Here is a 13,916-nt window from a genome sequence, read left to right as displayed (position 1 = left end):
ATGCATCGCTGGCAACATTGTATTTTCCAAAAGATCCAGAATTAAGAGGAGTATATGATTGGGACAGGAATTTGTATATGGGTGAAGAAGAACAATTCTTTTATGCCAATAATAATGTTTCACTGGACTTGGCTGAATGGCAAAATCAACTTGGTTTTGACCGAAGCAGTAGTTTTGAGTTGATTTCAAACAGGAGCAACCATATTAAAGTAGTTCCTAATGATTATCAGGAAGGACGCGCAAATATAGTTGTTTATAATTGGGAAAATCTGAATGAAGTATTTGTAGATTTGGGAGATGTAATGGAACAAAATGATTCCTATACCATATATGATGTTGAAAATATTTTTGAGCCACTTCTTTCCGGTGTGTATAACGGTAAAAGTGTTGAGATTCCGATGAATCTATCTAAAACTATTCAGCCTTCGGGTGACGGTGCTTATGCGGTAGATCACACATCTTCTGAGTTTGGCGTTTTCTTGGTTACTAAAACAAAATCTGCAAGCAGGGTGCCTGCCTCGACTGTTGATACCTCTGTTGATCAACACTCTGAAGAGATGCGTGTATATCCCAACCCTTCGAATACCTTTTTCAATTGTGATTTTGTAGCTGAAAATTCTGGATTGGCATCAATTAAACTGATTGATTTGTCTGGTAGAAGTGTGATTTCCAGGGAGCAGTCGGTTTCTAAAGGAGAAAACAAAATTGTAATCGATGTTTCTGGATTGAATGAAGGTATATACATTTTGTCGGTAAGTCATGACGGACAAACCAAGGCAAATAAAGTCAAGGTTTTTTAATCTTTATGACTGATAGTTGTTCAAAAAAGGAATCGTATTTCTTAATTTATTCTCAAACCATTGTTGACTAATGATTATTGTGTTAGCCAACAATGGTTTGTATGCAGATAGGGTCTTACAATATTATACTCTCTTCTGAAAAAAAATAAACCGTTGTTTGATTCAGAATTCAATTTTCCCTTTTTACTGAGTCTAACTATTTTTATATGATAAGACCTTCTAATCAAATATATCATTGTCCGGAGAAATTATTTCTTTTGAAAAGAGATTGTTTTTCCGATAAACAAGGATAGACTGCGTTGCTGATAAAGACTTTGTCTTTCATTACTTAAGCAGGTAAAAAAACATTCGTTGCAAAAGCTGTGAAACAATCTCTAATATTTAACCGGACACCTAACATTCAAAAATAAATTTTCTTAGTTTGAAACAGATAATCAACATAGCAGATTTTCTTGACATTCTGGTAAAATGATGTATTTTACAAGCTTGTTAATTGATGCATTATGTTTTTTCTAAAAATAAACTGATGGTTTTTATTTTTAAAAAGATTGTTTCAGGTTTTGTTTTTCTGGTCTTATTTCTTCATTTGTCCCAAGCTAAAGTTCTTCATGTGGCTGTAGATGGTAAAAAAGAGGCAAGTGGCAGCATTTATTCCCCGATGAGCCTGAGTCGGGCATTCTCTTCGGTAAATCGTTCAGGCGATACAATTTTGATTCATGGAGGGGATTATTACGGAACTCATACCGTATGGGCATCAGGCGAAAAGGGGAATCCCCTGGTTGTGATGCCTTATAATAATGAAGTGGTCAGAATGATTGGAAATGGTGAAGGAAATAATACTCTTGCGGTGATGGGTGATTTTACAATTATTCGTGATCTAATTATTACGCAGACTGAACGAAAAAGAGTTTCAGCAACCAATGATAGCTGGCCTGATGATGTAAATACTGAAAATGGGATAGCAATCGGAGGTGAAGGAGTTAAATTAATAAATTGTATTATTTATAATGTATATAGTAATGGATTGGGAAGTTCCTCCAGTGGAGTTGATCTTGAAATAAGCGGATGTATTATTTTTCATGCAGGCTGGAAGGGCAGTTCAAGAGGTGCAGGACATGGGATGTATCATTCAAACAATGAAGGTGAAAAGACCATTAAAAAGAATATTATTTTTAATACCTATGGTCATGGAATTCAGTTTTATACAGAAGGATCCCAGAAATTAGTTGGAAGCACATTTGAAGATAATATTATTTTTAATGCCGGTGTTCCTGCCAGCGCTGATGGTGTTGGGATAAACCGAAATTTTATGATGGGGGGAAATGCATCAATATCTGATTTGGTCATTCGGGGAAACTATACTTATTTTCCTGAAAATAGCACTGGTACAGGAATGCAAATTGGATATAATACAGTTAATGAATCCTGTATCATTGAGGACAACTATGTTGCCAGAGGGGAAAAGGTTTTTGTAATGTATCGCTTTCAGTCAACAGAAATGCAAAATAATACCATTATTGGTGATAATAATGCATCGCTGGCAACATTGTATTTTCCAAAAGATCCAGAATTAAGAGGAGTATATGATTGGGATAGGAATTTATATATTGGTGAAGAAGAACATTTCTTTTATGCAAATAATAATGTTTCTCTGGATCTGAACGGTTGGCAAAGTCAGCTTGGGTTTGATAGAAATAGTACTTTTAAGCCTTTCTCAGATATATTAAACCATATCAAAGTTATTCCTAATGATTACCAGGAAGGTCGGGCACATGTGGTAATATATAATTGGGAAAATACGGAAAAAGTAAGAGTCGATCTGGGAGAGGTGCTGAAAAAAGATGATTCTTATACTATTTATGATGTTGAAAATGTTTTTGAGCCTCTTTTAGAAGGAAAATACAATGGAAAGAGTGTTGAGATTCCTTTACGTCTTTCAAAAGTTATTCAGCCTTCTGGAAGAGGAGTATATTCAATAGTACATACGGGTATTGAATTTGGTTGTTTTCTGCTTGTGAGTAATGGAGGTGAAAAAAGGTTATTGTTAAAAGAAGCTCCGGATAAACTGGCGATTTCGAAAGTATATCCTAATCCAACCCAGGACTTTGTGGTCATTGAATATCTGTTGCCTGAAAATGGCACTGTAAAAGCGTCGGTTTATGATTTACAGGGGCATGTAATGGTTCAAAAAGAAGAAAATGGCATTGCAGGAAATAACAAGTTTTTAATAAATCTTGCTAATCTTAAGCAAAATACATATTTAATATCGTTGGAAGATGGTTTTTCTTCCGATTCTTGCAATATAGTCGTCAACAGGTAAATAGGATAATCTTAATTAATAATAAATCTTTAGTGGGTTTAAGAGAACAAGGAAAGAAGGCTATGTTATGGAGCCTTGTAATAAAGTTTCTTAAGAGAGGTATAACTTTTATCATATCTATTTTTTTAGCACGCCTACTTGAGCCTTCTGATTTTGGGTTGTTGGCTATGATTTCTGTTTTTACTGTTTTTGCAGAGGTGTTCTATGATTTAGGTATGGGGCAGGCATTGGTGCAAAAGAAAACGGTCACCGAAACTCAGTATAGCACTGTTTTTTACATTAATTTAGTACTGGGTGTCTTGGTTTATGTCGTTATGTGGTTTTCAGCTCCGTATATTGCCTTGTTTTATGATGCGGAAATACTGGTTAATATTGTCCGGGTTTCAACACTTACCTTTGTTATCAGTTCTGTTAGTATTGTTAATATTGTATTCATCAGGCGTAGTCTTGAATATTCCTTTTTTGTTCGGGCAACCGTGATGTCATCTACATTGAGTGGTATAGTAGGGATTGGGATGGCTTATCTTGGGTATGGAGTTTGGAGTTTGGTGTTTTCTGGTATTGTTTATTCTCTTGTTCGCACAGTCGTATTGTGGGTTTTAACAAGCTGGTATCCAAAGGCTGTTTTTGATTTGAAATCCATTAAAGATATATGGAAAAAGGGACTGGGGTTTTTGAATTTAGGGATTATTAATACTATAATTAGTAGGCTGGATAATCTGGTAATTGGTAAAATATTTGATGCAGGCACTCTTGGGTTATTCAATAGGGCCAAAAGCCTGGAAGAATTACCCCAAAACACTTTTATTTTGCCCATCTCTCAGCCAATGTTTCCAATCTTTTCGCAGCTTCAGTCCAGTCTCTCAAAAATAGAAGAATCATTTTTTCAGTTATTGCATCTATTAAATTTTTTAACCATTCTGATTTTTGGTGTCATGTATCTTTCTGCTGAAAACCTGGTTGTTATTCTTTATTCCGAAAAATGGATAGAAAGTGTTCCTTATTTGAGAATCTTGTTATTTTTATTACCCTTATTCCCATTTTCGGTATTGGTTACTTCTTTATTAAAAGGCATTGGAAATATACGGATGTTGACTTATTTAACGATTTTTGATCGTTCTGCTATATTTTTTGCAATGATATTTGGTATTAAATATGGGTTAATTGAATATTTGTATGCATTTGTTGGATTTAAGTATCTAAGTTATTTTTTTCGATTAATTGTTATACAGAAATACGTTAATTTAAGTAGTATGGTTGCTCTTATTTCAATTTTAAAACTTGGAGGGATTGTAACTGTTCTTTATGTTTTACTCAGGTACATCGAGTTGGATAGTATGGTTGTGGAATTTTTATTTAGGACCGTGGCTTTTGTTTTGTTGTTTGTTGGGGGGGGGTATTTGTTTAATATTGAGGGGTTCAGGTATGCCAAAAATGAGGTAAAAACTTTATGGAAGGGTCATTTTTCCTAATAATGGGTTTGGCTATAAACTACAACCATTGTAGTAGTATACTTGAGAGGTAATTTTTTAGTTTGAAAAACTCAGATTCATGATAGGTGATAAAATTAAAATTTTATTCACAATTCCCAATTTCGATTCTGCTGGCAGTGGCAAGCACATGATTGATTTAATAAAAGAATTGGATAATGAATTATTTGCCCCAGCTATTTGTTGCGAACATACAAGGGGGGATTTTTTTAAATATGTGGAGCAATTGGGATATCCTCTTTATATAAGAACAACAGCTCCAAGGAGGAATAATTATTTTAGGGAAATGAAAATGATGTTTCAGAACTCCCGGTTTTTTGCCCTCGAAAAATTTGATATAATACACTCCTTTGACTGGAAAAGTGATTGGTTTGAGCCACTTTCTGCCAGATTTGCTGGAATTCCCTGGGTTTATACTAAAAAAAGTATGACCTGGAATAAACATTGGACAATTAGAGACAAGTTGGCATCTTATACCTTTATTTTAAATCCTGAGATGACTGATCTTTTTCCTCTTTCTATGAAAACAACAAAATGTGTCGGACTTGGTCCTAATATAACAGAAATAGAAAGAAAGAAAAGTTTATTAAGTAGATCGGAACTCAAAGAATATTTCGGGGTTGAGAATAAGTTCGTTTTCCTTACTATCGCGAATCTGGTACCGATAAAGAATATTGAATTATTGGTAAATGCGTTTGCTAAAATCGATCACCCGGAAAAGTATCATTTATTCATTGTCGGTGATGATTCCACTGAGTACGGAACTTTTATCAGAAATTTGATAAAACGCTTGGGATATGAAAAGCATATTACTTTGACTGGAAAAACGATGAATGTTGAAAAATATCTCAGAATTGCTGACCTGTATGTTCAACCCAGTCTATCAGAGGCATCTGGGGTCGCATGTATGGAAGCCTGTGCTTTTGGAATTCCCTCTATTGGCTCAGATGTTCCCGGATTGAGGTTTGTATTAGGAAATGGAGAATTACTCTTTGATCCTCATTCAGAGGAATCATTTTTGAAGTTGTTAAGAGTTGTTTCAAATAAAACTAAATCTGAATTAGATGAAATTGGTAGTGCTTTAAGGAAGAGGATGTATGATTTTTTTCATTTGCCCAATGTGGCTAAAGAGCATGAAATTATATATAGTTTTATTATAGAAAAAATGAAAAACACCAGGTAATTGTTACCTATAACCAATACACATAAAATAAACCACTTTTTAAGGAGAGATCAAAAATGTAGCCCTGGCTAGGTTTCAATGGGAACCTCTTTGGAATAGCTCTCCCAATCATCAATGCAATGCATGTTGGATCGTAATGCATGATCCATTTTTTTCAAATCAAGCTTTCTTTTGTCTGGTTGCTGAATTGTCAAGCATTAAGGAAATCATTTTAACTGATGAATTTATGAAGTACAACAAACACCTTATCATTATGGGGTCAGCTCGTAGTGGAACCAGCTGGCTTTCTGAATCAATTTCCCATCAGAGAGGTTATCGCCTTTTATTTGAGCCGGATCATCCGAACCATGTGAAAGAGGGTAAACTTATTGCAGATAGGTGGTTAAAAGGAAGTGAACATTGTCCTGATTTAGAACGTTTTTTTGCAAAATTATTAAGAAATCGTATTGATAATGACTGGATTGCTCAGCATAGTTTTCGAAAGTTTAAAATTCATCTTTGGCCTTTTCTTACCAAGTTTTATATAATTAAATTGATTCGCTCAAATTTGGCCATCGAATATTTGTTAAAAAATATTCAAGTGCCTGTCATAAAAATTGTTAGAAATCCTGAAAGTGTACTTCTCTCACAGTTGAGAGTTAAATTTCCATGGTTGTTTGAGTTGAATCATTTTGCTGCTAATGAGGAACTCTTTAAATATGTCTTGGCTAATGCTCAAATTGATCTGAGCGAAAAATATGATGAATTTGAAAGTTTGGTCATACGTTGGGCCATTGAAAATGCTCTTTTCCCGGCTATTGACGGAGTGCCACTTTACCGATATGAGGATTTAAGTTCAAATTATTCTTTAGTTGGTGAAGTAATGAAAAATGCAGGTATGGTAATACCTTCTGATTTGAATTACAGACTCAGTAGACCTAGTAGTAAAACTCATCCCAGAAGTGTAATCCGAAATAAGCATAAGGAATCTGAAAAAAAAATGACAGAACTACAAAAAAGCACTATGAAAGCTATCTTAAGTAAATTTCCCAATAATCCTTATCCTCTATCTCAATTATAATGGTTCAACTCATTAAAAGACTTAAAGGTCGAGTCAGACATTGGTCGAATGTCCGTTTCGAAGAGCCTATCGTTGTTTTTGAAAGTGATGATTGGGGGATGTGGAGAGCACCAGCTGAAAAATCACTAATATCTAAGTTAGGTACACCAAAAGTTTGGGCATTTGATCAACTAGAAACATCATCTGAACTGAAAGATTTTTTTGAGTTATTGATGCAATACCATGATTCTACGGGTAGAAATCCTAAAATAGTTGCAAATTTCATTACTTCTATGCCCGATTTTGAAGCAACAATTCAGAATGGTTTTACAGAACTTTGCTTAAAACCGATTTCTGGTTTTTCGGATCAAATTAAATCTTCGTGGCTAAGCGGAGTTGAAGCGGAGGTTTTTGTTCCACAATACCATGGTAGGTTACATTTTAATGCCGAGAGATTGCTTCAGGATTTACAAGAAAATGAAAAGAGTCGATTGATTTTTGAAGCACATTGGAACGGAGGGCTGAATAACTTAAAAGAAGGTGGGTGGAGATTGCATAGTGAATATATGGAATGGGAAAACAATATAAATTACAGCCCGCAACAAATTAAAGACTGGATTTCAAAAGGAGTTGAAGAGTTTAAGGCTGTTTTTGATTTTTCTCCATTAAGCACAATTGCTCCGCAATATATCTTGCCTCCATCTATTTGTCACCAATTCAACGAGTTGGGTTTTACCACTTTGCAGGGTATGAATTTACAGATATTTAAGAAAAAAAATAAAAAAAAATACAGAAACTTACCAATTGGTAGCCGTTTATATCCTGGTTTGGTTGGATTGGGCCGTAACGTGAAGTTCGAACCAGCTCGAAATGTGGTGGGTTGGAAGGCAGAAGCAGCTTTGGCTAATGCCCATAGATTAATTGAAAGTCGTATTCCTGTAATAATAGATAGTCATAGAATTAATTATGTTGGCTCTTTTAGAGAAACTGGACTTAAGGAACTAAGATTTTTACTTGATAATTTGACAAAAAAGCTGAATGTCCAATTTTTAACTTCTTTTGAACTTGCTGAAGCAATTAAGAATGATGGGTGGTACACTGATTTCTTCTCTGGAATGAAAAATAAATTAACTCTTTTAGGATACAGTAGAACCAGAGAGTACATTTTAAAAAATGTAAAAATGTAATTGAGTTTTAATTGAATTTTTTTGAATATGACTGAACTAAAGGTTGAAAAGTTTGATGATAAAAATAAAGAGGATTATAGATATTTTTATCAAAAGGCCTTTTACAAACCGGTTTATTATGGTGTAACTGTTATTGAAACTTTACAAAATGTTTTTGGGAAAGATGTTTCCATTGCATGGTTAAGAAATGAATCCCGAATATTTGCTGCTTTACCTTGCCAAATTAGAGGTGGTAAATTTTATAATTTGGATTTCCGGAGTTTTGATAACCTGGATTTTATTGTTAATCCTGATTGTAATAGGGATGAAATTATTACCCTATTTTTAAAGAAACTTGTTCTGAAATTTAGAACCTTGCAATTGTCACATTTTAAAACAATAGGCTCGCCAAATGATTTTTTTATTTTCTCTCAAAAGCAATATTCTTGTCCTGTGATTTATTTGCCGGCAAGTTACGATGAATACATTAACAGGCTGAGTAGATCTTTCAAAAAGACTTTACGTCGAGATTTAAATTTGGCAGAAAGATCTGATGTGAGAATAAGAATAATAAATAATAAAGATGAGATGTTTGACAGCTCTATTGTTGACCGATTGTATCATTTACATTCTCTAAGAGCTGAAGAAAAAGGTATATTGTCTGCTTTTCTTACGGAAAGTAGTATCGAATTTCATAAATCATTGATGATGTCGGGAAATGGGGATGTATTATTCACTGAAGCATGGCATGAGAATAAATGTATTGGTATTCACTACGGCCTTGTGCAACCAGATTCTTATGCATTTATTAATGCGGGAATAGAGTCTTCATATAATCCTAAAATCTCTATTGGTAGTATTTTATTTGCCGAGACAATTAAGCATCTTATAGAAAATGGAATTTATCAATTTGACATGCTTAGAGGAACTGAGAGGTATAAATTTCATTGGACTAAAGAGGTTCAAAATAATTATCGATATTATTTGGCACATGGGATATACAATAAACTATTGGTTGCATTTGACTATCTGATGGATCAACGGAAGAGATTTGGATGGAGAGGTTTGCTTGTCAGGTGGGTAAAAATTAAAAAAGAAGTTTCCGCCAGATAGTGGATAAGAAAATTATTTTTTATGATAACTTACAAGTTAAGAAAGCTTCTACAAGCACGCCATTTTTCCATAACTGTTACCTTTTTTTATGTTCATGAATTAACAAACTTGCGGGAACCCTACAAAAGACCCGATTTGGTCGTTCAGAAGCTAAAAAAAGAAGAACAAGAGCGATTATTGGATGTTTGGCCTGTTAAATTGGAAAAGATTCAGAAACGTTTTGATAATGGGGATATTTGTTATATCAGTTTGGTTGATGATAGAGTTGTGGGTTATGAATGGGTTCAATGGCAAGGGAGACATCCATTTCAACAGATAGGAAATACCATTAAAATTGAACCTAAAGATTTTTGGTGTTATGATTTGAGAGTAGCCAATGATTTTCAGAGTCAGGGAATCAGTACCTATATGAATTGGTATTTGCTAAGTGAAAAAAAACGAACAGGATTTCAAAGAGCCTGGGAATATACGGATAGTAAAAATTTCTCAAATCAAAGGGCTCTAGAGAAATCCGGCTTTGTACTAAAACGTAAGATATATAGCTTAAAATATGACAACAGTTTTCTAAAGCTTTTTTAAAAAATAACTGTTTGATTTTCTTTAAATAAAGGGCTATTCTTTTCTAATGTTTTTTAAAGGGGTATAGATTTCGTGAATTTTCGATATGAGATAAAGGGATAGTTGCGGCTAAGCTTTGTAATAGAAAATAGTTGACTCTATTTTTAGTAATATCCAATAAATATTTTTATGCAGAATCCGATTATTCCGGTTAATCCTGTTTTCTATAAAGAAAATGAACGGCATGAGCTTGACTATAAGGCCATTGCATTGTTTGTAGCTACGGGGTTTTTCCTTGACAGAGATACATTTTGGAAAGATTTAAAAGTGGTGCCTCCTGCAACAACATATTCTCTTAATGAGAATGATGAAATATCTGTTGAGGAACCTTATTTTAATTGGTATTATAAGCCCAGAGATATATCTTTCGATGATGCAGTGGAAGAATTCTCAAATCTGTTGGAATCGATAACCGCTGAGCAAACCAATGGGAAAAATGTTATTTTACCATTGTCGGGGGGGCTGGATAGTCGATCACAGGCTTTAGCTCTCAAAGCAATTGGTCATCCGAATGTTGCCAGCTACAGCTATAAGTTTGCTCATAGCTTTGATGAAACGGGCTTTGGAAAGAAAATTGCCAAGGAGTGTGGGTTTCCTTTTAAAGAGTTGGAAATTCCGCGCGGATATTTATGGAACAGGATTGATGAACTGGCCCAAATAAATAATTGCTATTCCGATTTTACCCATCCACGACAAATGGCGGTTATTGATGAAATTTCAGAACTTGGTAATTTGTTTTACCTGGGACACTGGGGGGATGTTTTATTTGATGACATGAATATTAAGGACGATGCTTCAGAACCTGAACAATTGGAGTATCTGAAAAAGAAGATACTTAAAAAAGGTGGATTGGAACTGGCCTCTGAGTTATGGCATGCCTGGAAACTGGAAGGTGGTTTTATTGAGTATTTAGATTCCAGGCTGTTGAAATTACTGAGAAACATTAATATAGAAAACGCCAATGCCCGAATCAGGGCCTTTAAATCATTGTATTGGGCTCCCAGGTGGACTTCCGTCAATTTGGCTGTTTTCTCGTCCAGACATCCAATTGTACTTCCTTATTACGACAACCGGATGTGCGAGTTTATTTGTACTGTACCTGAGAAATATCTGGCGGGCCGGAAAATCCAAATTGAATATATAAAGCGCAGATCGCCCGATGTGGCAGCTATTAAATGGCAGGATTTTGATCCATGTAATTTATATTCATACCAGTCATTTTCCCACCCCAAATATTGGCCCTACAGGGCGGCACGAAAAACTTCCCGGATTTTGAAAAAAAAAATAAAAGGACAGTCGCTTGTGCAGCGAAACTGGGAAAATCAGTTTCTAGGGAGAAATAATGCAGCAGAACTTGAAAAACATTTATTTAAAAAAGCCTCATTTAGTGATCTTGTTCCCCCTCATGTAACTAAGCAATTTTATCAAAATTTTCAAAAAAAAAATCAGGTTTATTACTCTCATACCGTGAGTATGTTGCTTACGTTGAGCCTTTTTTCTGAAAAAAATTAACAGACACTCTTTGAATAAGTGTTAAAAATGACGAATCGGTGTCTGGCCCGACTGCTTTGTTCCATGCTCTTTGCTTTGAGCGATATTTGGATACTGGCGACCAACTGAGTTATTGATTCATTTCCAATCATCTAACAATCTATCTTCATGAGGATAGCCATTTATACCGGTGAAATACCTTCAACTTCATTCATTGAGAATTTAATAAAAGGAATCTCAGAAAAACCTGGGTTTACTGTATTAATATTCGGAAAAAAGAAAGCCCAAGTCAAATACCATTCTAATGTCGGGGTGCATTATTTCCCAAAATCTTTTTTAGGAACTGTTTTTTCTCTAATGCTAAATGCCTCCAAATTGTTAGTTTTAAGGCCTTTTGCTGTGCTGGGTCTGGTAAGAGATAGTTTTGATAGAAAAAAAGGGTTCAAATATTCTTTAAATAGATTGGTTCAGCGATTAATTGTTGTTAATTATTTGCCGGATGTATTTCATATTCAATGGATAAAAGAGGGTGATCAATGGCTGTTTTTACAACATTTCGGGGTTAAAGTTATGGCAAGTTTTAGGGGAACACATGTGAATTGTTCCCCTGTTGCAGATGAGGCTTTGGCCATGAAATACAGAAAGACGTTCCCTGTTTATGATGGATTTCATTCAGTTTCTTTTGCATTGGCCAGCGAAGCGGAAAAATATGGAGTAGATATTGAAAAAGTGTTTCGAATACCGAGTGCTGTAAGCAGAACTTTAATTACTGAGAAGAAGGAATTAAAAGTATATGATTCTGATTCTGTGCTGAATATTTTGTCTATAGGTCGTCAGAATTGGATAAAGGGTTATCATTATGCTCTTGATGCTTGCCGGATTCTTAAAGACAGAGGCATTAAGTTTAAGTATCTTATTGTGGGCGGAAAACCAAATGAAGAGTTATTATTCCAGATTAATGATTTGGATTTGAAGAACGAAGTTGAATTTGTGGAAAAAGTTGCGCACGATCAAATTCCGGGATTTTATCAAAAAGCTGACCTCTTTTTGCTGCCCAGCGTGGAAGAAGGAATAGCAAATGTTGTTTTGGAGGCCATGGCTCAGGAGGTACCTGTTGTTTCGACCAATTGTGGTGGAATGGCTGAAGTAATAAAAGACGGAGAAAATGGATTGTTGGTTCCGGTTCGTGATCCCGAAGCAATTGCCAATGCTGTGATTCAGGTTGTTAATAATCAGGTTGACTTGTCAGCTATTGTAGAAGCAGCAAAAGAAACGATAATAAAAAGTCATTTACTCTCCGGACAAATCAACGCTTTTGAAAAAATGTATAACGAAGTATTGTTAATTCAAAAATAATTAATGTGAAAGTTTATATAGGCGATAAATCTGAGGTGTTCTCAAAACTTAAAAAGGAACTCGTTGATTTTTTATTTCCTTTTTATTACAGCGGACAGGTAGAATCTGATCAATTGAAAGAAAAGTATGGTAGCTATTTTGATCATTATGAATTGGTAGAATCAATCGATAAAGCAGATTTCTCATTACTGCCTTTTCCCTTAAATTATTATTATCAGAATAATTGTAAACAAAACGCCCTGCAGTTTATTGATGAAAGCAAAAATGCAGGTAAAGATATAGTTGCTATTACTACCGGTGATTTTGGCGTTCCTGCTTTGGATCCGGATATGATTGTATTAAGTCCCAGTGGATATCAGTCTCGGCGCTTGAAAAAGCAGTTTGCCATGCTCGCTTTATTTAACGATCCGGTTGCCCGCTTCTTTTCAGGAAATTTTAAGGTAAGAGAGAAGGCAGACAAACCACTGGTTGGATTTTGCGGACAGGGTGCTTCGTCGAAACTTCGCTATGCCGGCGTTTTCGGGGCCAATGTTTTCCGCAACCTGAAATTTTATTTGAGATTAAGCCTTTCATAACCAAAGGATTTATACCCATTCATATTGAGAAGGAATAAAGCATTATCTGTTTTTGATCGAAACCCGATTACAAATACTGATTTTATTATTAGATAAAAGTACAGAGGTGGTGCTATTACTGAAGAACAACGATTTTCCACAGCTGTCGAATTTTTATAATAATATCCGGGACTCAGATTATGTGTTATGTATAAGAGGGGGGGATTTCTCCGTACGTATTTATGAATCACTTGCGATGGGACGAATTCCTGTTTTTATTAATACAGATTGCATTTTGCCTTATGATCATTTAATTGATTGGAAATCTCATGTCGTATGGATTGATGAAAGGGACTTATCTAAAGCAGATGAGATTCTTGCTGACTTTCATTCGTCCATTCATCCTGATGATTTTATCCGTATGCAAGTTGATAACCGGGAACTGTGGAAGAAATATTTATCATTGTCAGGATTTTATGATCATTTACCCAAATTGCTAAAGGGTTGTAGTGAAGTGAGTTGACCATTTTAAATGAAGTTATTTTGTTCTTTTACGACTTGAAAATACTGCGAATAGCGGGCTATTTAATGAATTTTCAAGGAAGTTAAAGGGCAAAAGAACAAGTTTAAAACGTCAAGTTATTTCGGCACAATCCCTAAACCCGGAAAAAAATAAATCAAATCAGGCACTGAGTTTATGCGTATAGGACTAGTACTACCTGCCCCTCCCGGCTACAGTGAAACTTTTTTTCGTTCGAAAATAGCAGGGTTAACGAATAAAGGATA

At 34.9% G+C, this 13,916-nt stretch carries 12 protein-coding genes; all 12 read left to right on the top strand.

Annotated features, from left to right (window positions below):
• Positions 1-800, top strand: an 800-nt coding sequence (locus W7W_RS0111955) for a T9SS type A sorting domain-containing protein (protein ID WP_010663984.1), incomplete at its 5' end; no start/stop codon positions are given.
• Positions 801-1,326: 526 nt separating this feature from the next.
• Positions 1,327-3,120: a T9SS type A sorting domain-containing protein gene (locus W7W_RS0111950; RefSeq protein WP_157202479.1), complete on the top strand. Its 1,794-nt coding sequence runs from the start codon at positions 1,327-1,329 to the stop codon at positions 3,118-3,120.
• Positions 3,121-3,152: 32 nt separating this feature from the next.
• Positions 3,153-4,592 carry a lipopolysaccharide biosynthesis protein gene (locus W7W_RS0111945; protein ID WP_148660879.1) on the top strand — a complete coding sequence of 480 codons (1,440 nt, stop codon included), beginning with the start codon at positions 3,153-3,155 and terminating at the stop codon, positions 4,590-4,592.
• A 79-nt stretch (positions 4,593-4,671) separates the two neighbouring features.
• Positions 4,672-5,793 (top strand): glycosyltransferase family 4 protein, encoded by a 1,122-nt coding sequence (locus tag W7W_RS0111940; protein ID WP_010663981.1) that lies wholly within the window; start codon positions 4,672-4,674, stop codon positions 5,791-5,793.
• Between the two features lie 136 nt (positions 5,794-5,929).
• On the top strand, positions 5,930-6,853 hold the full coding sequence (locus W7W_RS0111930; RefSeq protein WP_010663980.1) for a sulfotransferase family protein: 924 nt from the start codon (positions 5,930-5,932) through the stop codon (positions 6,851-6,853).
• A complete protein-coding gene (locus W7W_RS0111925) occupies positions 6,853-8,019 on the top strand; it encodes a hypothetical protein (protein ID WP_010663979.1) in 1,167 nt (388 codons plus the stop codon). The genes W7W_RS0111930 and W7W_RS0111925 overlap by 1 nt, the downstream gene beginning before the upstream one ends.
• Positions 8,020-8,046: 27 nt before the next feature.
• Positions 8,047-9,111, top strand: a complete 1,065-nt coding sequence (locus W7W_RS0111920) for a GNAT family N-acetyltransferase (protein WP_010663978.1) — start codon at positions 8,047-8,049, stop codon at positions 9,109-9,111.
• Positions 9,112-9,132: 21 nt separating this feature from the next.
• Positions 9,133-9,690, top strand: coding sequence for a GNAT family N-acetyltransferase (locus W7W_RS0111915; protein ID WP_010663977.1), 558 nt, complete (start codon positions 9,133-9,135; stop codon positions 9,688-9,690).
• A gap of 168 nt (positions 9,691-9,858) precedes the next feature.
• Complete coding sequence (locus W7W_RS0111910) at positions 9,859-11,241, top strand: asparagine synthetase B family protein (protein WP_010663976.1); 1,383 nt, start codon at positions 9,859-9,861, stop codon at positions 11,239-11,241.
• A 147-nt stretch (positions 11,242-11,388) separates the two neighbouring features.
• Complete coding sequence (locus W7W_RS22920) at positions 11,389-12,576, top strand: glycosyltransferase family 4 protein (RefSeq protein ID WP_010663975.1); 1,188 nt, start codon at positions 11,389-11,391, stop codon at positions 12,574-12,576.
• A gap of 5 nt (positions 12,577-12,581) precedes the next feature.
• Complete coding sequence (locus tag W7W_RS0111900) at positions 12,582-13,151, top strand: hypothetical protein (RefSeq protein WP_025006944.1); 570 nt, start codon at positions 12,582-12,584, stop codon at positions 13,149-13,151.
• 106 nt (positions 13,152-13,257) lie between these two features.
• Positions 13,258-13,653, top strand: a complete 396-nt coding sequence (locus W7W_RS0111895) for an exostosin domain-containing protein (RefSeq protein WP_157202478.1) — start codon at positions 13,258-13,260, stop codon at positions 13,651-13,653.
• Positions 13,654-13,916: the final 263 nt, after the last annotated feature.

The sequence above is a fragment of the Marinilabilia salmonicolor JCM 21150 genome (assembly GCF_000259075.1).
Classification (GTDB): Bacteria; Bacteroidota; Bacteroidia; order Bacteroidales; family Marinilabiliaceae; genus Marinilabilia; species Marinilabilia salmonicolor.
Note: the sequence above shows the minus strand (reverse complement) of the source record. Positions and strands in the feature narration are given on the sequence as shown.